Genomic DNA, 25,719 nt, shown 5'->3' on the forward strand with positions numbered 1-25,719 from the left:
ATAATCCTGTAAACAGTACAAAAATAATGGGAATATAACATTTATTCCCAATATAAAATTATTCACTCCATCGCTTCCCTTCTATTTTATTATAGCAAATAAAAGGCCCTTATTGAGCATATTAATCCAAGTTTTAAAATAAAAAGGGGCTTATGTAAATAAATTTGGTTATTTAAATCTGTAAAAATATTAATTTAGAAAATTGTTATACAAAAAAGGACTACTCGAGTAGTCCTTTAATTTAGCTAATTTTAATTAGGGATTAATACCATCCTCTTAATTTCATAGCTGTATCTATTGATTTGATTGCATACATGTAAACAGCTTCTCTTAATGTTACTTTGTATTCATCAGCTACTGAGAAAACACCTTCGATAGCTTTCATCATGTCTGCTTCTTGTTTTTCTTCTACTTCTGCTTCTGTCCAGTAGTATCCGTATTGGTTTTGTACCCATTCATAGTAAGATACTAGAACTCCTCCTGAGTTAGTTAAGATGTCCGGTGTTAATTCGATTCCTTTTTCTACTAAAACTTTGTCTCCTTCTGGTGTTGTTGGACCGTTTGCAGCTTCACAGATCAATTTAGCGTTTATTGTTTTAGCTCTTTCGCCTGTGATTACATTTTCTAATGCTGCCGGCACTATAATGTCATATTCTTTTGTCCAGAATTCTTCTTCAGTTATTCTTTCTGCTCCCGGGAATCCAATTAATGTTTTATGTTCAGCTTTGTATGCTGCTAATTCTTTGAAGTCTAACCCGTTTGCATTGTAAAGAGCATAGTTTCCTTCATTTCTGTCCCACTCAGCGATTGCACAAACTTTTCCGCCTTGTCTTTCAATGTTCTTTACTGTAAATTGACCTACATTACCAAAACCTTGAACAGCTATTTTAGCATCTTCCATTTTGATTCCGAATCTCTTTGCAGATTCTCTTACTACTACAGCTACTCCGAATCCTGTTGCTTCGTTTCTTCCTTCACTACCACCAAATGCTACCGGCTTTCCTGTAAAAGTTCCGATATCCATTCTTTCGCCATTTAATTTTACATATTCATCTACAAACCAACTCATGATTTGTCCGTTAGTGTTTACATCTGGTGCTGGAATATCGATTCTGTCTCCAAGATATTTATAAAGACCTCTTACATATCCTCTTGCCAGTTGTTCTAATTCTCTTTCTGATAGTTCTGCCGGATCTACGCAGATTCCACCCTTTCCTCCGCCGTATGGTAAGCCTAGTGCTCCACCTTTAAATGTCATCCATAGAGAAAGAGCTTTAACTTCATCCATGTTTACATTTGGATGGAATCTAACTCCACCTTTTGATGGACCTACAGCGCTTGAGTGAGCACTTCTCCATCCTTTGAACACTTTAACTGTACCATCATCCATTTTTACCGGAATTGAGATTTCAATTACTCTTTGTGGTTCTTTTAATAGTTCATATACTGCCGGATCGCATCCCAATTTTTCACATGCTACTCTTACTTTTTCTTGTGCCGCTACTAACGGATTAAGTGTATCTGTCATTTTATCTCTCCTTATTTACTATACACAGTGATCTCTCACTTGCTTATGTACTTCCACATTACGAAATATATTGGTAATGTTTTCAACAATTTGATTATACCAAATAAAAATTTTTAAAACAACCGATAAACGAAAGAATTTTTTTATACCACTCTTTCGTTTATAACTTTATTTTATTGGCTTATTTATCATTTTTGAGTATTATTTACCACTTCTCCGCAGTTAAGTGCAAAATAAGCTATGCTTATTAAAAGCCCACCCAATATATTTCCTACTGTAGCCGGTATTATATTGTGAAGTGCCATTGCAAAAGTTATTTCCTTTGATAAACTCATCCCCAGTGTAAACACTGTCATATTGGCAATGGAGTGCTCAAATCCAAGTGCAACAAATGGTAATATGCACCAAAAAATCATTATTAACTTGCCTGATTCTGACTTTAACTTATAACAAGTTAAAACTGCAAGACAAACTAATATATTACAAAGTATACCTCTAAATAAAATTTCCATAGTAGTATGGTGTGCCTTTGCAATCGCAAGTTGTACTATTGCATCTCCTATGCTTTCATTTCCAAGGCCTGTTCCCAAAAATAGCCCACTTAATAAAAGCGCACCTAAGAAGTTGCCAAAATATGAAAATATACATACAGTAATAGCTTCTTTAGTGGATATGCCTTCGTTATATGCACCTGAAGACAAAACTAATATGTTCCCTGTGAATAAATCTCCACCTGCCATCATTACTAACGACAACGCCATAGTAAATATAATACCACTAAACACTTTGCTCAAAGGAAAATCCAGACTGCCAAAGACAGCCCCGGATAACCCCATACTTAAAACTCCAAACCCTATATACATACCTGCAAGTCCTGAGGTCGTAGCATATATAAGTTTGGAGTTTTTATACATTCCAACTTTTCCTCTTGCCGCATTTGAAAGCGACAATGTCAATTCTTTATACATTAATCCACCTCATGGTGGATTGTATAGCCTTTATGTCAAATATTAGTCTAATTTAAAGTTTTCTTCAGGTTCATCTATATGAATTAAAGCTATAAATTCAGGCCCAACATGTGCACCTATTATATGCCCTATCTGTTCCACTCTAATATTTTCAGGATTCATACTAAAATTCTTTATAATGGCATTCTTTACTTTTACCGCATACTCTTCAGAATCTCCATATACTATAAAAACAGGTTGATTTAAAACTTCCGGTCTTAAATTTTCTAAAAGTTTCTTCAACATATTTTTATCTCCACGAACCTTATCTATTACTTCTAACTTGCCATTTTCAGGAATTACTCTTAACATGGGGCGAATATTTAAAAGTCCACCTATTATTGCACTACTTCTTGAAACTCTTCCGCCCCTCATTAAAAATTCTAATGATGTTACGGAAAAATTTTCTTTTATAGTCCTCTTATAAAATTCAAGTAATTTCATTATCTGTTCAAAAGTTGCACCGCTATTTGCAAGTTCAGCTGCTTTTTCAACCATATATCCCAAGCCAGCTGTAGCAAGTTTTGAATCAAACACATGGATTTTTTCACCATATTTTTCATTTACCTGATCTGCAATCAACTTAGCAGCATCATAAGTTCCACTTAACCCAGAAGATAAGCTTATATATATTATCTCTTGACCTTGTGAAGCATATTTTTCAAAGGTTTCTTGGTAAATTTGATTTGAAACCTGACTAGTCATAAATACTTCTCCGGCTCTCATCCTCGAGAACATTTCATCTATTGATAATTCTCCATCGAAAAATATTTGTTCATCATTATTTATATACATGGGTAACATTTCAACATTAAGTTTTTTTAACTTTTCTTTTAAAATATCACAACCACCATCTGTAACTATCTTTATACTCATATCAAACCTCAATAATCTATTTTAGGCAGTCCTAAATCTTTTTTGACTGCTACCATTCTTATTATAAATACTATAAGTGCAGATAAAATCATAACTTCATCTAAATCTAACATATTTCTAAAAACTAGATAGCAACATGCTCCTAAAAGAGACGCCGAAGCATATATCTGCTCCCTAAATATTGATGGAGTTCTATCTGCGAAAACATCTCTTATAACTCCACCACCAACGCCTGTTATCATTCCTGAAAAAATCAACAAAAATTTAGCATCAGTGTACCCAAGCTTTAAAGCTGCATTTATTCCTGTAACTGTAAAAGCACCAAGCCCTATTGCATCAAAATATATCATGATATTTTCAAAATTTTCCATTGTCTTAGAACTCAATAGATCAGTTTTAAAATAACATATTACAAAAATTATTATTGATGATACCACTGATTGTACCGCAAAAGATGGATCAGTAAACATATTAGGGGGATGGTATCCTAAAATTATATCTCTTATGCAACCTCCCCCAAGAGCTGTTGTAACTCCTAGCACTATGGTTCCCATCAAATCCATTCTCTTTCTTATTCCCAACATTGCGCCGGAAAAAGCAAAAGCTATTGTACCTATTATTCCTAAAATCAAATCTATTTGTTGATAACTTGGCATCTCGCACCTACTTGATTCTTTTCACTAATTCTTTCAATTCGTCAGTGTTGTTGACAATATAATCAGCTCCTGCATCAATAAGTTCTTTTTCTTCCCCATATCCCCATTTTACACCTATGGATTTTAAATTCAACTCTTTGGCGCCTTTAATATCATAGAACCTATCACCAATCATATATGTCTCTTCTGAGTCATACTCACCTATATTTTCCAATACATATTTCAAAACTTTTGCCTTTGTGTTTCTCGACCCATCCATTGCCGCCCCACCTACAAAAGCAAAATATTTTTCTAAATCAAAATATTTTATTATATCTCTGGCACTTTCTTCCAACTTTGAAGTTCCAACTGCTAATACATGCTCTTTTGATAACTCTTTTATAGTTTCTTCAACCCCAGCATATATTTTATTCATACTCTTTCCATTTTTAGCATAGTGTTCTCTATAAAAAGCCAATGCTTTGTCAGCTTCTTGTTCAGCGAAACCTAAACTATTTCTAAAAGTATCTTCTAATGGAGGTCCTATAAACTTTTCTAATTCTTTTACACATTAGGAACTTCTAATCCCATCTTTGTAAGAGAGTATTCAAAACTCTTAACTATTCCCTTTCCAGACTCTATTATAGTTCCATCTAAGTCGAATATTATTAACATCTTTACGCCTTCTTCCTAAAGTAAAATTAACTTCTAAATAAAAAGATTACCCCTTTAGTATATCCAAAAAGGCAATCTTTGAAAACTTATATTTATTAGTTAGTTAAAAATTTTTCCAGAATTTCTTTTGTAGTTCCACGAATTCATCTAAAGACATCGGCTGTAATTTAGCAAATAATTCCATTTGAGATTTCATCATCTCAACATAAAATTTATCCTTCCCATTTTTAAGTTCTATTTTTCTATTTGAATTTATAGTAGCAGGTATTTTTGAAGTATCATCACTATTAGGCGAATGTACTTCAATTATCATCTCACCAAAATTATTATTTAATTTAGGTTTTGTCTTTATATTTATCTTTCCAAAATCTCCTTGAACTAATTCTCTTTTCTTTCTAAGCTCAATTTCATTTTTTAAATTATCAGATAAATCTCTCTCTTTAGAAATTTCTATAAATATCCCTTGAGTTTTTATCAAAAGTATTTCATCTTCAATCTTTTCAAGCTCATTTCCATCTAACTTTTCTTTTAATAAGTCAGGTAATTTTTCAAGATACTTATACACCTCCAAAGACACTATTATTCTCCCCTTATTTATTTCTAGATATGCTCTGTCTTTTACTTTTGACAAAAAGATTTCATCTTGATATTTTATCCAAATATAATCGTCTTTTTCCAATCCAAAATACAAATCAAATTTTGAACTTAAATTTTCTGGCTCATTTAAAATAACTATATTATTTTCTATTAATTTAATATACCTATTATCATCAGTTAAATTAAGTCTGTATAACATGATATTCCTTTCTAAAAGCCTCTCATCATACCCGGCCTAAAGTTCTTTCTCTTAAGAGTTTCATCTATTTGAGCAATTAATGCCTCTTTATCTCTATTCAAAGTTCCCCCTAATAGAACATAATTAGAAGCATGATTAGACCTGAAGACAGTCCCCTCTGAATCTACATTCTCTAAAAATTTTCTCATTTCAAATAAAATTTGCTCTGCTGTAGGCATTTCAAATTTTCCAGCAGCATAATCTTTGTATAAACTTGCATTTTCATACAATCTAATAGTCAGGTAACTCACATAATCAGGTTTAGTCTTGGTTATCAAATCTGCTGTACCCAAAGCATTTTGCTCCCACTTGGCAGTTCCTCCAAGTCCGGCTATTATAGTTATAGAAGATTCAAAGCCAACGCTGTGAACTTTCTTCATTGCCTCTAAATAATCCTGTGTTGTAAGACCTTTATTTATATCTCTTAGTATCTCTTCATCTCCACTTTCAAAACCTATATACAACATTTTAAGTCCATTATCATAGAGTAATTTGAGTTCTTCTTCAGACTTTAAATTTATATCCTTTGCTGTCGCATACGAAGATATGCGCTTTACATTAGGCATATTTTCATTAATGTAATTTATCAGCTTTAATAACTTGTCAGTTGGAATGATAAGTGCATCTCCATCTGCTATAAATACTCTTTCATAGTAGTGGAAATAATCTCTATCTTCCTCTAAATCTGCAATTACATCATCTATATCTCTGATTATAAACGGCTCATCTTTGTACATATAACAAAAAGTACACTTGTTGTGTGAACATCCTATAGTAGCTTGAATTATAAGTGACCTTGCCTCACTCGGCGGTCTAAATACATTTCCGTAATATTTCATTTAATTCCCTTTCCATGAGATTTTAAAAGCTCATCTTTAATTTCCCATAATTTTTCTGATAAGTCTACAATATACTCTTGCGGATTGTCAAATCTTTTAACTTCTTCCCAAATAGTTTCCACTTCTTCTTGAACCTTATTTCTTATCTCTTCTATACTAGGCAATTCGTAAACTAATTTCCCCTTTTCATAAATCGGGACTAATAATGACTTGGCTGTAAAATTATTCAACCTCTTTCTCTTCCAAGTGTATATTGGATGGAATATTTCATATTCTTTACTATCATCAATCACTTCGTCATGTAATGTTATTACATCCGCCATTGCAATTCCAGTTTCATTATCATACAATCTATACAAATTTTTAAAGCCTGGGTTTGTAATCTTACTTACATTTTCAGATATTTTTATCTTTGGTATCATTTCTCCATCTTCAAAAACTGTTGTCAATTTATAAACGCCACCAAAAACCGGAGAACTCTTAGATGTAATTAATCTCTCTCCAACTCCAAAAGAATCTACTTTTGCACCTTGTAATAATAAATTTTGAATGGTAAATTCATCAAGAGAATTAGAAGCCATTATTTTGCAATCTTCAAATCCTGCATTATCCAACATTTTTCTTGCTTTCTTAGTTAGATAGGCCATATCACCTGAATCAATTCTTATTCCTTTTGGCCTGTATCCCTTTGGCAATAACACTTCATTAAAAACTTTTATAGCATTTGGTATTCCTTCTTTCAAAGTATCAAAAGTGTCCACCAGCAATAGACAATTATCAGGATAAATTTCAGCAAACTTTTTAAAAGCTTCATATTCACTATCAAACAGTTGCACCCATGAATGTGCCATAGTTCCCATTGCCGGAACACCATAAGCTTTTTCAGCCAGTGTATTAGCTGTTCCAACGCATCCTCCTATGTAAGATGCCCTTGCCCCAAGCATTGCTCCTGAATGTCCTTGAGCCCTTCTGGACCCAAACTCTATTACAGGTCTTCCCTCTGCAGAAATACAAATTCTATTCGCCTTAGTTGCAATCATAGATTGATGGTTAATAGTTAATAACAACATTGTCTCTATAAATTGAGCTTGTATCGCCGGTCCTTTAACTATCACTAAAGGTTCATTTGGAAATATAACAGTTCCTTCAGGAATAGCCCAAACGTTACATTCAAACTTAAAATTCCTCAAATACTTCAAAAACTCAGAGTCAAACATACCTTTCTTTTCTAAAAAAGCTATATCCTCATCTGTGAAATTTAAATGTTCAAGATACTCCACCATCTGTTCAATTCCCGCTAATATAGCATAACTTGCATTGTCCGGAACAGATCTAAAAAATAAATCAAAACTGACAATCTTATCCTTTAAATTTGATTTAAAAAATCCATTGCTCATCGTAAACTCATAAAAATCTGATAATAATGTGTAGTTATTTTTATCTCCGTCTATATCCCTCATATTATTCACCTAACCCTTTTAGTAATTAAAACAATTATATATTTATTGTACTTATTGTTCAAATGTTTACCCATTAATCATCTATAATATGTTTTTAATTTAGCAATCTCAAAATTTATTAAGTTGAAAAATAGTATTTAGGGTATACTATTTAAAAATAAAAAGATTCCCTTTGATTTATTACAAAGTAGGAGACTCAATAAAAGTATAATATTTTTTATTGCAATTGCATTTATAAATTTTTTAATACTACTTATAACCATAAATCTTTTAGGAAATCTAGAATACGGAAATGCAGTAGCATTTTGCATTATAAGCGCACTCAACACGAGTATATTATTTCAAATGTTAAATAAAAAATAAGGTGAGAATATGAAAATTAGAGACGAATATTATTTAGAAGAAAATTTTGCAGTAAATTTTATTTCAGAAATTTTAGAATATGAGGGAAGTTCTTTTGTACATGATGAAATTGTATATGTTTTGATACAAAAATTAACGGTTGGAAATAAAAGCTTAACTGAACTCTTCGAGCTTCTAAATCTTGAAAAAGCGCTTGAATTTGTTATTGAACTTGCAAAAAATGAAAGAAATTTAAGTGAAAATTTAATTTCAGAAATCAATAGAATACTTTTGATAGACATCTTGCCGGGTGGTATTTATCGTACTCACAACAACATTGGCGGAGTTGATTTCACAGAAATACAAGAGCAGATGAGCTATTTGTTAAACGACTTTTTAAATTCAGATGAAATCAAATCAGCAGATTGGTTCTTTGAAAACTTTATGGAAATTAAACCTTTCAATTACAGAAACTTAGCCACAGCTGCAATAATCCACATATTCATAAGTTTAAAACTTGGAGATATCCCTAAACTACTTAGTGAAATTTAAGGAGTGATACAAACGAAAAAATTAGCTTATTGTTTTGTTTTTATAATTTTCCTCCTAATTGTAGGATGTAACAAAAATAAAAATAAATTTGAAATTATATTCGAATCCAAAGAAAATTTTTCTGAAAAATTATATACTTCAAAAGAAAATTATAGTGTTTATTCACACAATGGCACAGTATATGTAATGCTGAATGGTGAAAAACTCCTATTAAAAGATGCATTAGAACAAGACAAAATATCCATGGATGAAATACTTGAAAAAGCCAAAAATGATTTCAACCCTAATACACTTTCCAAATATTCTTACTCTGATGGAGGCAGCCAAGAATATCCCTATAAAACTTATACTTTAATTAATTTTAATACCCTTGATGGAAATAATGATATATATTTTGCTCCTCCCAAAACTACTATAAACGATATAGAACAAAATAATGAAATGGATATTTATTTTGAAGAAGCTGATAATGGATTAAAATTATTACATCAAAAAGATGAATTTACAAACTTCAACACATTTTCATATAATGGTATAGTGAGCATAGTGTATACTCAAAAAATCTTGCCTATTGAAGATGCTATAAAAGAAGGATTAGACATGTCTTTTGTGTACTATAAAATAGAGCGTCGAGATTTCCAAAAAAGAGAAGATGAAATAAAAACTTATAAAAATAATTTCAAAATCTATCCTTATCATAATTATAAAGAAATAAAATTTATAGATGGTGATTTGTACTTTGTTCCTAAAAATTTTTCTTTGAATGAAATAGAAAATTAAATAATAATATTTAGAACATACTAAATTTAAATTAAAAAATACAAAAATAGTAGTGTTAAATTAATCATTATTAAACCCAACCTATTCTAAATATAGACTGGGTTTTCATTTTTATAACTTAATAGACTTTGTTGCAATATAAGTCTTTATATTCATCTTATGCAATCTTCCAAATCCATTAGTGTCTTCATACAAATCCACTAGTGTAAAGCCAGCTTTCAATTGACCGCCTATCTGCTCTTCCATACTATGAGAAAATTGCATGCCACAATTTTCTTTTTCCATAAACTGTCTTGCTTTCTCATCGGCAATTGGGTCAAAAGGCATTGGCCATATTATTTTTTCTTCTTTTTCATCAACTATGTAGTTAATTTCATTCCCTAATCCCGATAATAAAACTCCTCCCTTTTTTAAAACTCTATAAGCTTCATTAAAAACGTGTTGCACATCTTTAATATAACAGTTTGAAACGGGATGAAATACAATATCAAAAGTCTCGTCTTCAAAAGGCAATCTCTTCGTCATATCCCCTTGTATTGCTTCAATTCTGTATCCTTCTATTTTTGCAAATTCAATTTCAGTTTCAATTTGTTTTGTAGAATAGTCAAGCACGGTACACTCTGCTCCAAGAGCCGTTAATATTGGCATCTGCTGTCCGCCACCAGCTGCCAATCCAAGGATTTTTTTGCCTCTTAAATCCCCGAACCACTCTTTCGGCACATTTATTGTCGGAGTCAACAATACATTAAATATTCCATTTTTAGCATCTACAAATTGTTGATGAGTTATTCGTTTTCCCCATTCCCAACCTTCCTCAACCCATCTATCTATAGTTTCTTTGTTTATATCTTGATACGATTTCATAATTTTCTCCTAATCTATCTTATACAAATTATTTTATCTAATATTTGCAGTAACTTCAATTTTACTATAATACAAGACCCTCTCTACTTATTTTCGTAAAGAGGATCTTAATTATATCTTATAAATTTCTAAGTTTCTTTAAAATAAGCTTTTGCTCTACACTTGCAACAAGACGTCTTGTATACTCAACAGTGTCCGGATTTACACTCATTGATGTAACGCCACACTCTACAAGGTACTCTGCAAGCTCAGGATATTGACTTGGACCTTGGCCACATATTGAACAAGTTATTCCCTTCTTGTTTGCTGCATCGATTATTATCTTCAAAGCTCTCTTAACCGGTTCATTTCTTTCATCAAAATATCCCATGTTGTTTAACACACCTGAATCTCTGTCAGCGCCCATTACAAGTTGTGTCAAGTCATTTGAACCTATTGAAAAACCATCTACAAGTTCTGCAAATTCTTCTGCTTGGAATACAACAGCTGGAACTTCTGCCATTATCCAAATTTTAAAATTCTTAGATTGTTTCAATCCTTCAGAAGCCATAATCTCTTTTACAGTAACTAATTCTTCAGTAGTTCTAACAAATGGAAGCATTGCAATTACATTTGTTAGCCCAAATTCTTCTCTAACTTTTTTCATTGCACGACATTCAAGTCTAAATCCTTCTTCATATTCAGGAGAGATATATCTTGAAACCCCTCTCCAACCAATCATTGGATTTGCTTCTATAGGTTCAACTTCGTCTCCGCCCTTTAAACCTCTAAATTCGTTAGTTCTAAAATCGCTCATTCTAACAACTAAATTTCTTGGATAAATAGCTGAGGCTACTTTTGAAATACCTTCTGCCAATTTATCAATCATAAGTTGCTCTTGGTGTGTTTTCAACAGATACATTGGATGTGCTCCAATCATATTTGTAAATATGAACTCTGTTCTCATAAGTCCTATTCCGTCAAATGGTAAGTCCTTATATTTTTCAATAAGTCCTGGTTCACCAAGATTCATATATATTTTTGTAGCTGTTACAGGAGCTGAAAGATTTCTAAGGCTTGCAATTAAATCTTCTGATACAACAGCTCCGCCTTCTTTTTTCTCTTCAGCTTTCTTTTCTTCTTTTAATACTTCTCCTTCGTATACAACTCCACGAGTAGCATCTACGGTTACAGTTTGTCCTTCTTTTAACACTTTTGTTGCATTTTTAGCACCAACTATACAAGGTATTTGAAGTTCTCTTGAAACAATTGCAGCGTGACAAGTTCTTCCCCCTTCATCTGTTACAACGCCGGCAGCTTTTCTCATAGCCGGAACCATATCAGGATTTGTCATTTCAGTTACTAAAATATCGCCTTCTTTTACAAGGTTTATTTCAGAAACATCTTTTATTAAAATAACTTTTCCTCTGCCAATTCCTGGAGATGCTGGAAGTCCTTTGCAAAGTGGTTTTAATACTTCTTTCTTTTCTTCAATTGTTGTTATAGGTCTTGATTGTAAGAAATAGAATTCTTTAGTGTCTTTATCAAATCCCCATTCAGTATCTTGAACACTTCCATATAGTTCTTCAACTTTTAATCCTCTTTCAATCAAAGTATTCAATTCATTTTCAGAAAGACATTCTGCTTCAACAAATTCTTCGCCCAAAACTTCACTTACAAGTTTTTCTTCTGTTCCCACAGTGTCCTCTTTACGAACTACCATTGTCTTTTTAGAGGCTATATTTTTTTCAATTACTTTCTTAGCATTTTTATCTATTACATATTCATCAGGAGTTACCATTCCTGAAACAACCGCTTCACCAAGTCCCCAACTTGCATTTATCATCATTTCATCTTTAGAGTTGTTGATAGGGTTTGCAGTAAACATTACCCCTGATTTTTCAGAATTTACCATTTTTTGAACAACTACTGAAAGAGAAACGTTGAAGTGGTCGAAGTTTTGTTTTTCTCTATAATATATTGCTCTTGAAGTCCAAAGAGATGCCCAACAACTTCTAATATGATTTAAAAGTTCTTCTTCGCCTCTTATGTGTAGATAAGTATCTTGTTGTCCGGCAAATGAAGCATCTGGCAAATCTTCAGCAGTTGCAGAAGACCTAACCGCAACTTCAGGATTTTCTACTCCTATTTCTTCCGCAAATTGTGCATAGGCCCTTTTGATTTCTTCTTCTATCTCAGGCTTTATTTCAGATGAATTTATTTTATCTCTAACTTCTTTTGAAACATCTGTCAAAGCTTCAACATCTTCCACGTCAAGAGAACTTACTAAAATTCTTACAATTTCATCAAGTTCTGAATAATTTATAAATTCATCATATGCTCCTGCTGTTACACAGAATCCTGGTGGCACAGGCAACCCCATGCTTGTAAGCTCGCCTAAATTAGCCCCCTTACCACCAACTTGTGATATATCGTCTTTACCAATCTCATTAAACCATTTTATATAATTGTAACCAGACATAAGCCCTCCTCGTGTTATGTTATATTATATTTTTCCAACCTGTTTAATATTATATCATATTTATAATTATGACGCACTATATTTTATACAAAAAAATCGTGCTCTCACACGATTTATTTTGATATGCTTTCTTTTAATTCTGCTATCGAAAGAGTTGAAACGTGTTTCTTATCAACTTGAAGCCTGTCCAATATTTCATATAATTCTTCTTCTGAATTAGCCTCTACTTCAACATATGGATGAGGATATGTTTCTTCATCCCACGTATCAACATCAAATCTTATATTATTTAATTTATAAGACACTCTGTTTTTTCTTCCCTCTATTTGTAAATCATATCCCATAAGTTCTAAAATTTTTCTGAGTTCCATTACCTCAGATACTTCAGTTGTATGCTCTATGTTCTCTCTAACATTTTTATCTGTTATCTGTTCCTTAAATGTAAAATACTTTTTATGTTCACCTGTTATTAAATTTTTAGATTCTCTTATTCTCAAGTATCCAATTCCATTATTTATTTCATGTGTACTTGAATTTATAGTTATATTAACTTGGTCTTCTTCCAAAAATTTTTCAGCACCTATATATATTAACTTCGATTTAAATTCTTCAACATCTAAACTCAATAACTTTACTTCAATTTCCCTTTCCATCAACAATCTCCTGTAATTTAAAATCTATATAATCACTTGAAACGCATTTATATAAGACTTCATTTTTAATCCCCTCAAAAACTTGTCTGTGCCCTTCTGCATGAAGATGCCCATATATGCAAATCTCTACTCCACTTTTTGTCAATAAATTTGAAAATTCATTAGCCGAAAAATCTTGATTATACGGTGGATAGTGTATCATAGCAATTAACTTCTTACCTTTTTCAGCCGCCTTTATCGAATTTTCAAGTCTTATTACCTCTCGATTATATATTTTTTCATCCGCCTTTTTAAATTCACTCATATCCTTGGATATCCAACCTCTTGTTCCAACAATTGCATAATCTTCAAAAGTGTGTGAGTTGTTGTACAAAAATTTTGTCCTTTTAAGTTTTAGTTCATCCAACTTACTTATCGAACTCCACCAATAGTCGTGATTTCCCTTAGAAATTATCTTATATCCCGGTAAACTATCTATTAGTTCTAAATCTAAAACACTTTCTGAAAGTTTCAAACCCCAACTTATGTCACCCGGTAACAAAACCATGTCATCATCTTTGACCTTGGACTTCCAACTTTCAATTATTTTTTCCTTGTGATTTATCCACTTTTCCCCAAATACATCCATGGGCTTTTCTCCTATTGGGTCAAAATGTAAATCACCTATCCCATATATCATAAATTCACCTTATTGTATTCAATTCCCATCTCATCTAAAATTTTAGCCTCTCTGTTCATTGCGCTGAATATTATTATTTGTTTTTATTTGAATAGTTATTCAAAAATTTAAGCGTTTCTCTACATCTTAAATCATCGTATTGTATAAAGTGGTCATCCAAAACTACAGGTGCATTTTTATACATAATTTCTGAAATAGCAAGTCTAATACCTAGATATAACTGGTCCACAGTTCCATTGCTTAGCTTTTCAACTTCAACCATCTTTCCAGAAGCTTTATCTTCAACTACAATGTTAAACTTTTCATCTACCACTATTCTATCGTACTTTCCAGAAGTTATATCTTTTATAAACTCATTCATAAATTCCACAACCTTTGGTAAAAATACCTCTTTATTTTGCGAATATATCTCTTTTAATACATCTATTGCTCTATGAATTGCTCGTTGATCATCTTCAAGCTCTTTTAATTTATTTTCTAATATACTAAGTTCCTCATCCACTTCAGTTAGTCTGTGAAAATTATCATCATTTATACTCATTTTACCTGAAAGCTCTATAAACTCAGCTTCCAGTTCTTCCAATACACTCTCTTCTTCAAACAAATTCCCATCTACCACTTCAATATTATGATTTAAATCTTCAATATCTCTTCCATTTAAAATGTGCTCTATAATACTTTCGCTATTTTTAATATCTTGTATTAAAGATTTCCCTTCATCTGACAAATACTTCTCTCTTAATTCATCAAAAGATAGATCATACTTTCTCTCTAACTCAGCTATTTTTAATTTGAATGTTTCTAATTTCTTTTCCAAATCAATTCTAATATTTTCTTCTATTTCATTCCTTACATCTTTTTCAATTTCCATCTTATTCAATTTGGAAATTTCATCTTCAAAAAACTCTCTAAGTTCTTTCAAACTATTTAATCTGTACTTTCTCATATATACAGAAAAAACATTGTCCATTTCCCTTTTCTCTTGAGTTTTTACAGCAGACTGTTTCATATAGTCACTTATTCTATCTTCAATTCTATCCATTGCTGCCTTTTTCATTCTATATGGATTGAATTTTAAATACGCAAAAAACAATAGCGGTATGGCAACTAACCCAATATAAAATCTTCTAAAGTAAATTGCTCCCAAAATTGACAGCAATGCCAACCCAAGAGCTATTAACATATATCCATTCAGCTTATTAACTTCAGTTTTAGAAATTATCAAATCATGGTTTAACAACTCAATTTCCTTAGAAAAATTATTTCTGTTGAGTTCATCTATTCTATTGCATAATTTTTTAAATTCTATATAGTCTTTTTCTATGTCATCATATTCACAAACCACATCTATGCAATTTCTCTCTTCATTTAGCCTGCTCTCTATCTTGGAATACTCTCTATCTATTTCAATTAAAGTTTCATAATCCGTATCAGAAATTACCTTGCCTAAATTTTCTTTACTATTCCTAAATTTTTTTATTTTTTGATAATTTCTCTGGTCATCTGATAGCTTTAAATTTCTTACAAATTTTCTCTGTTCATACAGACTTTGCTTAAGTTCCAAAAATTCTGAAGTTATCTCTTCATATCTTGATAGATTTAATTTCAGTTCACTTTTCTTCTTTTTAAGCAGTTCTATTTGCTGATAAAGCTTACCTATCGGAGAAGTCTTTCGACTTTCTCTGCCCAATTCATCACTTTTCTTCTCAAGATTTTCAACCGCATCAATTAAAGAATACTTTTCATCTCCCGAAGTAACAAAATTTTCCAAACTGTGCTTTAATGTATCAACTTCTGAACCAAGTTTTGATTCCAACTGTCCAATGAAAAACGAATTGCTAAACACCGAACTTTCAACATCGAATAAATACACCCCAGGCTGTTTTATCTTTGCAAATTTGTTTAGCTCACTTGCTGAACTCAAATTTTCTCCTGTTGTCATATTGTGAAAATCGAGCTCATACTTATCAAAGTTTCTCATTATTCTAAAACTATCACCATTATTTAAAACAATAGAGCCCTTGTATTCACTCCCAGTCCATGGTCTATACTTTTCAAAATCTGAAGTAGTTCTTCTCTGAACACCACTTTTTGCAAATCCATAAAATATACCTTCAATGAATTTGAATATAGTGCTCTTTCCAGATTCATTTTCACCGTAAATCAAATTAATTCCGTCTTTTAATTCAATTTGCTTATTTTTAAATTTCCCAAACGCCTGTAAATTAAGTTCTTCAATTTTCATTTGCAGTCTCCAATAGAGCCTCTATCCCATACTTTATAGCTTGCTCATCACTTCCTAATTTTTTTAAAACTTCTGAAATAATCCCACTGGTATCAGAATTAGAAAGTTCTTCATAATTTATTATATCCTTAGTTTCATTCACTATCTTTAAATAATAAAAATCGTTATTTTCAAGAATTTCTAAAATATATTCTATATCTTGATTTTTCCCAATTAAAATTAATTTATTAAAATCAGCTCTATATTCATTTAAAAGTTCTAATACTTCATTTTTTATTTTATCTACATTTTTATCCGTTACATCAACCTTAAAAGTGTTGTACTCTCTTTTGGCAAACTTCACAAACTCTTGATTTTCATTTTCTAAATCATATACATAAAATCCATGCCTTCCTTCGTCCTTAAATCGTGACGGTTCGAGTGCTCCAGAATAATACGCTCTGTCTGCTACTTTTTTATGTCCATGGAAATGCCCAAGTGCAATATAATCAAATTTTTGTCTGTTCAACCACTCTTCGCTAATTGGAAAATGACTTTCAAAACCAACAGAACAATGTAACATTAAAATATTTTTAAATTTATCATTCAGTTCAAAATTCAATTCACTTTTAAAATTATACTGTCTGTCCCAAGTTATCCCATAAATTCTCAAATTTTTATATTCAAAATATTCCTCTTCCGTAAATAAATGAACATTACTTGGCATATCAACTTTTAAAAACATACTGTTTTCATCTACGTGGTCGTGATTTCCACCTATTATATATATTTCTGAATTTGAAATTGAAAATAAATCACTTAATCTTTTAAAATTATTTAATGTGAAATATTCTCTCTCATACAAATCTCCACTTATTAAAATTATTTCTATATTGTTTGAATTAGCATAACTTATTAGATCCGAAAAACTTTGCCAGACCTCTTCTCTTCTCTGTTTAGAGTATAAAAAATTTTCTCCCTTATAAGATTTCCCAAGATGCAAGTCTGCTGTGTGTAATATTTTCATTCTATCACCTATCAAAATTATATAATAATAAACAAAAAATATATAGGACAAGCCTATATATTTTAGTTTTAAGTTACAAAGTAATCTTACATTATTAATTTTTGAATTGCTTTAAACTCATCAGTACCTGCAACAGAATTTAAATCAAACATAATTGTTTCTGTATTTGTTATTACACATCCCATTTCACTTAACATTTGAAGTGCATTCTTATAGTTAAAGTCACTTCTTGACCCAACCGCATCACTTGCTATAAATACTTCATATCCATTTGCTATAAGGTCTCTTGCAGTTAAAAGAACACATATATGAGATTCTACTCCACTAACAACAATTTGTTTTTTATCTTTAGATTTAAACTCTTCTACAAATTCATCATTTAACATACAACTAAAAGATTCTTTACCAATTTCTTTTGCCTCAGGTAAAAATGATTTTAATTCTTCGTTACTAAATCCCAATCCCTTTGGATATTGTGCTGTAAAAATACTTTCTAAATTCATTATTTTTGCCATTTGAGCAAGAATTTTTGTATTTTTTAGTACATCTTCTTTATTACTCATTACATTTAACAGCTTATCTTGAACATCAATAAATAAAAATAATGTTTTATCTCTATCTAAATTAAAATTCTTCACATTTCCTCCCTTATGATATACACGTGTATATCATTCATCAAAGCTTTCAAATCTGCCATTTCAGCTTCACGATTTTTTACTACTGATTCAATTATAGCACAAGCTATCCCAAGTTTTAATGTCATCTCAAAGTCATATCCTCTTTCAATTCCAAGAGCTATTCCGGCATTTAACTTGTTCTTGTCAAACTTGCTAACAGAGTATTTTAAATCACTAAAATCTATTCTATAACTTGCCCCTTTAGTATTGACCATGACACCTGTCTGTGAATTTACCACCAACACTCCAACACCTTTTTCAAAGATTATATTAGATGCTTTAACCACTTGGCTTTGTGTCTTTATTACAAACTTAGTGTAATTTTCTAAATCTTCCTTATCAACTACCATTAGATATGGTTTCACATCTATTACATCTTCAATCTCATTTGGAGCTGTCAAAACTCTAACTCCATTTTTATAACAGAGATTAAAAAAGTTTTTATAAAGTGTAGAATCTATATTTGGATTTCCTTTAGCTGCTATCAATACGATATTTGCATTTTGTAGCAATTCGTTAAACTTACTAAATAAAGTTTCTTCTTCATCATTTGTGAGTACCGGATACTCCCCTCGTATTGTGGTCTTAAGACTTCTGCTCCTAATTAGTATTTCTTCCATACTCTCATCTTTAGAATGAACTATAACAGGTTCAATCCCTCTTTTATTAAGTTCATTTTTAAAAAGTTCTCCTGTTTTCCCTCCAAGATAAGTTAAAAGAGTTGAATTAGCTGAAAGCTTATCTACTAGTAACATAGAGTCTAAAATTTCGCCAGTTGGATATTCAAAATTTTCAGAAAAAGTATTAACTTTATTTTTTTCAAAATCCACTACTCTATATTCTTTCCTCAGAGTCGGATTAAATTCACAAAACAATATCATGTCAGCCTCCACTATTCAACTGAATTAAGCTTTGATAATACATCCTCTTTTATGTCGTCTACCTTTTTCTTTGCTGCTTCTGCGTCTTTATCAACTACATAGATATATAATTTTATCTTTGGCTCAGTTCCAGATGGTCTAACTGCAAACCAAGAACCGTCTGTTAGATAATAAATTAAAACATTACTCTTTCCAATATCTTTGTATCCATCTTTATAGTCAATTCTCTCTTTTAAATCTATTCCTGAAAATTCTTTGAATTCAGTCTTTCTAAAGAATTCCATCATTCTCTTAATTCTGTCTGCACCTTCTAAACCTTCAAGTACAACGCTCATAAGGTGTTCTGCGTGATAGCCATATTCTTTAAAAATTTCATTTAATAAATCAACAAGAGTCATTCCCTTAGCTTTATAGTAAGCTGCCATCTCTACAATTAGCATAGAAGAAATTACTCCGTCTTTATCTCTAACATGGTCTCCGTAAACATATCCTATACTTTCTTCAAAACCATATACAAATTGAGATTCTTTAGTTTCATCCCACTTGTTTGGAAGTGCACAGATATTTTTAAAACCTGTCAATGTATTGTAAGATTTAATCCCAAAACTTTCAGCGATTCTTCTTGGCAAATCTCCTGTTACTATTGATTTTACAATAGCTCCATTACTTGGAAGAGCTTGTTTTTCTTTTAATGAGCTCAAAATATAGTAAGTTAAAAGAGAACCTATTTGATTTCCGTTGAACTCAAAATATTCACCCTCATGTAGAGCCATCATTGCAACTCTATCACAGTCAGGGTCTGTAGCGATCAGTAAATCCGCTTTTATCTCTTTCCCCAACTTCTTAGCATAAGCAAAAGCCTTAGTATCTTCAGGGTTTGGGTAACCAACTGTAGCAAAAGTTGGGTCTGGATTTTCTTGTTCAGGCACAACTGTTATATTTGTAAATCCTCTTTCCCTTAAGATGTGTCTAACCGGATAATTCCCAGTTCCATTAAGTGGAGTATAAACTACACTTATATCTTTATCTACATTTTCTCTAAGAGCTCTTATAAGAGTTTCTCTATAGTATGATTTATCAAGATCGTCTGAAAGTATTTCTATAAGTCCTTGGTTTTTAGCCTCTTCATATTCCATAGTCTTAACATCTTCAAATTTTAACTTGTCTATTTCAGCTAAAATTTCTGAAGCAATGTCTTCTAAAATTTGAGAGCCTTTATCCCAATAAACTTTATATCCATTATAATTCTTAGGATTGTGACTTGCTGTTATTACAATACCTGATTGAGTCCCCAAGTATCTCACTGCATAAGAAAGCATAGGTGTAGGTCTTATACCGTCAAATAAATAAGTCTTAATGCCATTTGCCGCAAATACTGATGCCGCTATTTCAGAAAACTCATGAGACATATATCTAACGTCATGAGCTATTACAATTCCCTTTTGAACAGCTTCTTTGCCGTGATTTTTTATAGTGTTTGCCAATCCTTGAGATGCTCTCATAATCACGTACTTATTCATTCTGTTAGTTCCTGCACCAAGTATACCTCTAAGTCCTGCAGTTCCAAACTCCAAGTCCCTATAAAATCTATCTAATAATTCAGATTCGTCCTTTATCTCTCTTATTTCAGCTTTAGACTCTTCATCAATTACTGCACTGTTAAGCCATTCGTTCATCCTATTTTTATATTCCATTTAATCTCTCCTAACTATCTGAGCAAACTCAGCCCCTATTAACTTTTCTAAACTCTTCGGTTTTACTTTTATCTGTAAACCTATTTTACCACCACTAACATACATGAATTCCTTTTCTATTGCCGATTCATCTATATAGGTTTTAAAAAGTTTTTTCATTCCAACCGGAGAACACCCTCCGTGAATATATCCTGTAGTATTCAACAAATCAGATTGCTTTATCATTTCTATTTTCTTAACGCCAGCTACATTTGCCGCAAGTTTCAAATCAAGTTCAGCACACACCGGCACAACAAAAACAAAATAGTCATTTTTAAAATGTGTTACAAGAGTTTTAAATACTATTTCCTCATCTTCCCCTAACTGTCTTGCAACATCTTGTCCTGATATGCCACCATCTTCTGAATACTCTACAATTTCATATTCAATTTTATTTTGGTCTAAAATTCTCATCGCATTAGTCTTTTTCATACTTTTATTTTACCCAAAAACAACGTTTATCTTCAAGTCCTTCATCTATTAAACTTAGGGGATATTAAAAGAATTAGTATCAAAGTAAACACTCCAATTAAAACTATAGTTCCACCAGGTTTTAAACCTAAATAAAATGAAAGAATAAGACCACTCATGGTAAATATGAGTCCAAAAATTGATGATAGTATTAGCGTTTTAAAATATCCTAGTCTAAATTTCATTGCACAGGCCACAGGAATTACCATTAGAGAGGATATTATAAGTATCCCCACAGTTCTTGCCGAAACTGAAATTGTTATAGCGATTAGCATCATAAAAATTGTATTTACCAAGCCCACATTTATTCCGGATAGCCTTGCGCTTGTCTCATCAAACGAAATGTGCATCAAATCTTTATAAAAATATAAAAAAGTTAAAAACACAGCAATGCCAACACCCAAAATAAGTGCGAATTCATCATTTGGTATAGCTATTATACTTCCAAATAAAAAACCTTCAAAATTTGCTGACCTCGTCAAAAATCCTGACAATATTGACGATAGACCAATCCCCGTAGACATTATAATTGCTGTAGAAATTTCCTGATAACTTGGAAATCTCTTTCTAATAAATTCCATTAGCAGCGCTGCTATTATACAGACTATAAGTGCCCCCAAAGTCATATTCATTCCGAGCACAAATCCCATCAATACCCCTGCTAAAGATACGTGAGAAAGTGCATCCCCTATCATAGATATCTTTTTATTTACTACCACTATCCCCATAAATGGTATTATTATTGACACTATAAATCCGACTATCAAAGCCCGAATCATGTAGCTATATTCAAATATCTCCATCGATTATCCTCACTTGACCATCTTCCACCATATAAACTCTGTCCAAGTACTCTCTAACAAGATCCAACTCATGTGTAATTATCAAAATAGTTATTCCATGAGCTCTATTGATATGGTGTAACAATTTATATAAATTACCTTTAGTCTTGTGGTCTATACCATTTGTAGGTTCGTCCAAAATCAAAAACTTAGGGTAGGCTATCAATGCCTTTGCTATTAAAACTCTCTGTCTTTGCCCCCCTGATAGCTCAGAATATAAATCATCTATCTTATCATCTATGCCAACAAGTTTTAAAGTTTCTTCTATTCTTTCATTTTCTACCGAGCTAAGTCTCCCACGTCTTTTTAGCGGCAATGACAATAACTCTCTCACAGTAATTGGAAAATTGTAACTCGACCCAACTCCCAACTGTGGAACATATCCTATATCTTTAAAACCATTTTCCAAATTAAAATTTACAGTTCCACTGTTAGGTTTTAATTCTCCTAATATAAGTTTTATAAAAGTAGTTTTTCCCGCTCCATTAGAACCAACGAGGGCGATAAATTCGCCCCCGTTAATTGTTAAGTCTATATTTTTTAAAACTTTTTCTCTATTATATCCGAAATCTAAATTCTTTATTTCAAGCAATTTCAACTCAAAGCCTCAACTAATTTATCAAGATTTGCTCTCATAACTGAAACATAATCATCCCCATTTTTAACTTCTTCTCCAGAAAGTCCTTCAAGTGGATTTAATCTTACAGTTTTAGCACCTGTTTCTGATGAAATTGTATCAGCAATCTTAGTATCTAGCAACTCTTCTGTAAAAATTGTATTTATATTCTTTTCCTTTACAAGTTGAATGATTTCTTTCATTGTCTTTGCATCTGGTTCAGTTTCAGCTTCAATTCCTGTGATGCCTATTTGCTCTAAACCATAGTCAGCTACAAGATAACCATAGGCTTCATGAGAAACTACTATTATCTTGTTAGGAACTGTTGCAAGCTTAGCTTTATATTCTTCATCTACTTTCTTAAACTCTTCTGAATACTTAGCTAAATTTTCTTTATAATAATCAGCATTTTCAAGATCAGCTTCAGAAAGCGCCATAGTTATATTTTCAAGCTCTTTTATTGCTCTTATAGGAGATAACCATACGTGTGGGTCATAAGCCCCATGGTCATGTTCATGTTCGTGCTCATGTTCTGTAGCTTCATTATTGTTGTGGTTTTCGTGGTTGTGTTCCACCGCTTCGTGTTCATGGTCATGATCATGAGTGTTTGCTATAAGTTCAACACCCTTAGATGCTTCTACAAATTTCAAATCTTTGTTTTCAACAGATTCAGTTACCTTTTCAACCCAAGATTCAAGACCTGCTCCTGAATAAACAAATACATCAGCAGATTCAAGTTCTTTTAATAATTTTTGGTTAGGTTCCCATCCGTGAGGTTCTTCTCCATTTGGTATAACTGAAGTAAGTTCTATCTTATCTCCACCAATTTTATTTACAAAGTCATATACCGGATACACCGATGCATAAACTTTAAGCTTTTCACGTGAGTCTACTGCTTCGCTTTTTTCTGCAGAATTTTTATTGCCACAAGCTGCCAACAATAAAAGTACAAATGTCATTACTACCAAACTAATTTTTTCATGTTTTCCTCCTAAAGTTAATTACTATTCTTAATAAGATATACCCAAATTTTTTTAAATTAAAGTAAAATACTATTTCTCTTTTTAAAATGTTATACTAAGTAAATGGAGGTTATATTATGGAAGAATTATTGATTGAACATGGTCTCAGGTCTACAAAAGCCCGCATGGAAGTTCTAGATATTTTAAAATCAAGTTCTGTGCCGCTTTCTGCAGATGAATTAATTCTAAAAATCAATAGAGAAGTAGTCTCCGGTTCAAGTGTTTATCGCATTTTAAGTGAACTTGAAAGAGCAGGTCTCCTTAAAAAAACACTTAGACAAAACGGTCTACGCTACTATACAATTTATGACTCACATGAACACTATATAGTATGCTCTAATTGCGGAAAGATAGTGCCTATTGCACATTGTCCAATCTCTCCTTATGAGGACGGCATTGCACAGAATACTGGATTTAAGGTTACCGGACACACACTTGAATTACAGGGAATCTGTCCTGATTGCCAAGGCTAAAAAATAAGCTCATGAGTTTTATCCCATGAGCCTGTTTTTATTTTAAATACATCCCTGCTGGAGTAGCACTTAAATTAATCAATATATTTTTCATTTGTGTGTAGTGGTCTAAGATAACCTTGTGAGTTTCACGTCCTATTCCGGACTCTTTATACCCCCCAAATGGTGCACCTGCTGGGAATGTGTTATATGTGTTAACCCATACCCTACCAGTTCTTATTCCTGTTGCAACTCTAATTGCCTTGTTTATATCCTTAGTGAATACACCTCCACCAAGTCCATAGTCTGAATCATTTGCCATTCTAATTAAATCTTCTTCATCTTTAAACTTTATGATTACTCCAACCGGTCCAAAAATTTCTTCTCTGGCAACTCTCATTTCATTTGTAACATCCCCAAGTAAAGTAGGTTCCATGAAAACTCCATCGCCTTCTATTTTATTTCCACCGGTTAAAATCTTTGCGCCTTCTTTTTGACCTATTTCAACATAGTCTAAAATCTTTCTAAGTTGACCCATGCTTGCTTGAGCTCCCATTTGTGTTTCAGGGTCAAGTGGGTCTCCAACTTTAACTTTTTTAAATGCCTCTACAACTTTTTCTACAAATTCATCATAGAAACTCTCTTGTACAAAAATTCTTGACCCTGCTGAACAAACTTGTCCTTGGTTAAATAAAATTCCAAGTTGAACTCCTTCAAGTGCAACATCCATATCAGCATCTTCAAAGAATATATTGGCACTCTTACCACCCAACTCAAGAGTTGCCGGGATAATTCTCTCTGCCGCTGCAATTCCAATTCCCCTACCCACTTCTGTAGAGCCTGTAAACGCAAGCTTGTCTATTCCCTTGTGATGTTGTAAATATTCTCCACTCTTTGAACCTGAACCGGTAATTACATTTATTACACCTGCCGGAACAACATCTTGAATTAATTCCATAAGTGCAAGCACTGAAAGAGATGTGCTGCTTGATGGTTTCAAAATTGTTACATCACCTGCTGCCAATACTGGCGCTAATTTCCATGCTGCCATTAAGAATGGGAAGTTCCAAGGAACTATTTGTCCTACCACTCCAATAGGTTCGTGTAAAATTAAATTTAAAGTATTCTTATCCAACATTTGAGCAGTACCTTCTTGCATTCTTGCCGCAGCTGCGAAATATCTAAAGTGGTCTGCTGCCAAAGGAATATCAGCTCCCATTGTTTCTCTTATAGGTTTACCATTATCCATTGATTCTATAGTAGCCAAGTATTCGGCGTTTTCATCTATTATATCTGCTATCTTAGTGAGCAACGCTTGTCTTTCAACTGCTGTAGAATCTTTAAAAGTTTCAAAAGCTTTTTTTGCAGCTTCAACCGCATCGTCTACATCATCATTTGTAGCTTGAGGGATTTGAGATAAAACTTCTCCAGTTGCAGGATTAAAAGTTTGTAACCATTGCCCGTCTGAAGCCTCTCTCCATTCTCCTCCTATAAACATTCTATATTCTTTTTTTAATTCAAAAGACATTTAATCACCCTTTTCTATCTTAATTATTTTAAAATATTTTTCTTCCTTTGCAATGTATAC

General features: G+C 32.1%; 25 protein-coding genes and 1 pseudogene. 3 read left to right on the forward strand and 23 right to left on the reverse strand.

Annotated elements, in window-relative coordinates; genetic code table 11:
• Window positions 1–262: 262 nt before the first annotated feature.
• From HMPREF9129_RS00065 to HMPREF9129_RS00100, 9 genes and pseudogenes are all read right to left on the reverse strand, one after another.
• Window positions 263–1,528: a Glu/Leu/Phe/Val family dehydrogenase gene (locus HMPREF9129_RS00065; protein ID WP_004819006.1), complete on the reverse strand. Its 1,266-nt coding sequence runs from the start codon at window positions 1,526–1,528 to the stop codon at window positions 263–265.
• 188 nt (window positions 1,529–1,716) lie between these two features.
• Window positions 1,717–2,496 (reverse strand): formate/nitrite transporter family protein, encoded by a 780-nt coding sequence (locus HMPREF9129_RS00070; RefSeq protein ID WP_004819008.1) that lies wholly within the window; start codon window positions 2,494–2,496, stop codon window positions 1,717–1,719.
• A gap of 42 nt (window positions 2,497–2,538) precedes the next feature.
• The gene (locus HMPREF9129_RS00075; RefSeq protein WP_004819011.1) at window positions 2,539–3,411 is read right to left on the reverse strand and encodes a DegV family protein; all 873 of its coding nucleotides are present in this window, start codon (window positions 3,409–3,411) and stop codon (window positions 2,539–2,541) included.
• An 8-nt stretch (window positions 3,412–3,419) separates the two neighbouring features.
• The gene (locus HMPREF9129_RS00080; protein ID WP_004819012.1) at window positions 3,420–4,067 is read right to left on the reverse strand and encodes a trimeric intracellular cation channel family protein; all 648 of its coding nucleotides are present in this window, start codon (window positions 4,065–4,067) and stop codon (window positions 3,420–3,422) included.
• A 7-nt stretch (window positions 4,068–4,074) separates the two neighbouring features.
• Window positions 4,075–4,599: pseudogene (locus tag HMPREF9129_RS00085) on the reverse strand (HAD hydrolase-like protein); the annotation flags it as partial.
• An 11-nt stretch (window positions 4,600–4,610) separates the two neighbouring features.
• Window positions 4,611–4,721, reverse strand: a complete 111-nt coding sequence (locus HMPREF9129_RS11280) for an HAD hydrolase-like protein (RefSeq protein ID WP_156792601.1) — start codon at window positions 4,719–4,721, stop codon at window positions 4,611–4,613.
• Window positions 4,722–4,824: 103 nt separating this feature from the next.
• Window positions 4,825–5,517, reverse strand: a complete 693-nt coding sequence (locus HMPREF9129_RS00090; protein ID WP_004819017.1) for a hypothetical protein — start codon at window positions 5,515–5,517, stop codon at window positions 4,825–4,827.
• A gap of 11 nt (window positions 5,518–5,528) precedes the next feature.
• On the reverse strand, window positions 5,529–6,395 hold the full coding sequence (locus tag HMPREF9129_RS00095) for a B12-binding domain-containing radical SAM protein (RefSeq protein ID WP_004819019.1): 867 nt from the start codon (window positions 6,393–6,395) through the stop codon (window positions 5,529–5,531).
• Entirely contained in the window at window positions 6,392–7,855 is a 1,464-nt protein-coding gene (locus HMPREF9129_RS00100) for a nicotinate phosphoribosyltransferase (protein WP_004819020.1), read from the reverse strand. Before HMPREF9129_RS00100 ends, HMPREF9129_RS00095 begins: the two co-directional genes overlap by 4 nt.
• 372 nt (window positions 7,856–8,227) lie before the next feature.
• On the opposite strand from HMPREF9129_RS00100, the gene HMPREF9129_RS00105 reads away from it, so the two are divergent.
• Together HMPREF9129_RS00105 and HMPREF9129_RS00110 are read left to right on the forward strand one after the other, a co-directional pair.
• Window positions 8,228–8,749, forward strand: a complete 522-nt coding sequence (locus HMPREF9129_RS00105; protein WP_004819024.1) for a hypothetical protein — start codon at window positions 8,228–8,230, stop codon at window positions 8,747–8,749.
• A gap of 3 nt (window positions 8,750–8,752) precedes the next feature.
• Window positions 8,753–9,529, forward strand: a complete 777-nt coding sequence (locus HMPREF9129_RS00110) for a hypothetical protein (protein ID WP_004819025.1) — start codon at window positions 8,753–8,755, stop codon at window positions 9,527–9,529.
• 111 nt (window positions 9,530–9,640) lie between these two features.
• Here the strand turns inward: HMPREF9129_RS00110 and HMPREF9129_RS00115 are convergent, their stop codons facing one another.
• The 13 genes from HMPREF9129_RS00115 to HMPREF9129_RS00175 form a co-directional block, all read right to left on the reverse strand.
• Window positions 9,641–10,393, reverse strand: coding sequence for a class I SAM-dependent methyltransferase (locus HMPREF9129_RS00115; protein WP_004819028.1), 753 nt, complete (start codon window positions 10,391–10,393; stop codon window positions 9,641–9,643).
• Between the two features lie 118 nt (window positions 10,394–10,511).
• Complete coding sequence (ppsA, locus tag HMPREF9129_RS00120) at window positions 10,512–12,854, reverse strand: phosphoenolpyruvate synthase (protein WP_004819031.1); 2,343 nt, start codon at window positions 12,852–12,854, stop codon at window positions 10,512–10,514.
• 113 nt (window positions 12,855–12,967) lie between these two features.
• Window positions 12,968–13,507 carry a class IV adenylate cyclase gene (locus tag HMPREF9129_RS00125; protein WP_004819032.1) on the reverse strand — a complete coding sequence of 180 codons (540 nt, stop codon included), beginning with the start codon at window positions 13,505–13,507 and terminating at the stop codon, window positions 12,968–12,970.
• Entirely contained in the window at window positions 13,491–14,186 is a 696-nt protein-coding gene (locus HMPREF9129_RS00130) for a metallophosphoesterase (RefSeq protein ID WP_004819036.1), read from the reverse strand. Before HMPREF9129_RS00130 ends, HMPREF9129_RS00125 begins: the two co-directional genes overlap by 17 nt.
• A gap of 73 nt (window positions 14,187–14,259) precedes the next feature.
• Window positions 14,260–16,431, reverse strand: a complete 2,172-nt coding sequence (locus tag HMPREF9129_RS00135) for an ATP-binding protein (RefSeq protein ID WP_004819038.1) — start codon at window positions 16,429–16,431, stop codon at window positions 14,260–14,262.
• Entirely contained in the window at window positions 16,421–17,437 is a 1,017-nt protein-coding gene (locus HMPREF9129_RS00140) for a metallophosphoesterase family protein (protein ID WP_004819040.1), read from the reverse strand. Before HMPREF9129_RS00140 ends, HMPREF9129_RS00135 begins: the two co-directional genes overlap by 11 nt.
• Before the next feature lie 86 nt (window positions 17,438–17,523).
• On the reverse strand, window positions 17,524–18,075 hold the full coding sequence (locus HMPREF9129_RS00145; protein ID WP_004819042.1) for an isochorismatase family protein: 552 nt from the start codon (window positions 18,073–18,075) through the stop codon (window positions 17,524–17,526).
• On the reverse strand, window positions 18,072–18,995 hold the full coding sequence (locus HMPREF9129_RS00150; protein WP_040552081.1) for a PfkB family carbohydrate kinase: 924 nt from the start codon (window positions 18,993–18,995) through the stop codon (window positions 18,072–18,074). Before HMPREF9129_RS00150 ends, HMPREF9129_RS00145 begins: the two co-directional genes overlap by 4 nt.
• An 11-nt stretch (window positions 18,996–19,006) precedes the next feature.
• A complete protein-coding gene (locus HMPREF9129_RS00155; protein ID WP_004819046.1) occupies window positions 19,007–20,689 on the reverse strand; it encodes a phospho-sugar mutase in 1,683 nt (560 codons plus the stop codon).
• Window positions 20,690–21,160: a Cys-tRNA(Pro) deacylase gene (ybaK, locus tag HMPREF9129_RS00160; RefSeq protein ID WP_004819048.1), complete on the reverse strand. Its 471-nt coding sequence runs from the start codon at window positions 21,158–21,160 to the stop codon at window positions 20,690–20,692. It lies immediately after the preceding gene.
• 41 nt (window positions 21,161–21,201) lie between these two features.
• Window positions 21,202–22,002 carry a metal ABC transporter permease gene (locus tag HMPREF9129_RS00165; RefSeq protein WP_004819049.1) on the reverse strand — a complete coding sequence of 267 codons (801 nt, stop codon included), beginning with the start codon at window positions 22,000–22,002 and terminating at the stop codon, window positions 21,202–21,204.
• Window positions 21,989–22,639, reverse strand: coding sequence for a metal ABC transporter ATP-binding protein (locus HMPREF9129_RS00170; RefSeq protein WP_004819052.1), 651 nt, complete (start codon window positions 22,637–22,639; stop codon window positions 21,989–21,991). The genes HMPREF9129_RS00165 and HMPREF9129_RS00170 overlap by 14 nt, the downstream gene beginning before the upstream one ends.
• Window positions 22,636–23,616, reverse strand: a complete 981-nt coding sequence (locus HMPREF9129_RS00175; protein ID WP_004819053.1) for a metal ABC transporter substrate-binding protein — start codon at window positions 23,614–23,616, stop codon at window positions 22,636–22,638. Before HMPREF9129_RS00175 ends, HMPREF9129_RS00170 begins: the two co-directional genes overlap by 4 nt.
• A 140-nt stretch (window positions 23,617–23,756) precedes the next feature.
• Between HMPREF9129_RS00175 and HMPREF9129_RS00180 the strand changes: the two genes are divergently transcribed.
• Window positions 23,757–24,152 carry a Fur family transcriptional regulator gene (locus HMPREF9129_RS00180; protein ID WP_004819055.1) on the forward strand — a complete coding sequence of 132 codons (396 nt, stop codon included), beginning with the start codon at window positions 23,757–23,759 and terminating at the stop codon, window positions 24,150–24,152.
• A gap of 37 nt (window positions 24,153–24,189) precedes the next feature.
• Here the strand turns inward: HMPREF9129_RS00180 and HMPREF9129_RS00185 are convergent, their stop codons facing one another.
• Window positions 24,190–25,659, reverse strand: a complete 1,470-nt coding sequence (locus HMPREF9129_RS00185; RefSeq protein WP_004819057.1) for an aldehyde dehydrogenase family protein — start codon at window positions 25,657–25,659, stop codon at window positions 24,190–24,192.
• Window positions 25,660–25,719: the final 60 nt, after the last annotated feature.

The organism is Peptoniphilus indolicus ATCC 29427 (assembly GCF_000227315.1).
Classification (GTDB): domain Bacteria; phylum Bacillota; class Clostridia; order Tissierellales; family Peptoniphilaceae; genus Peptoniphilus; species Peptoniphilus indolicus.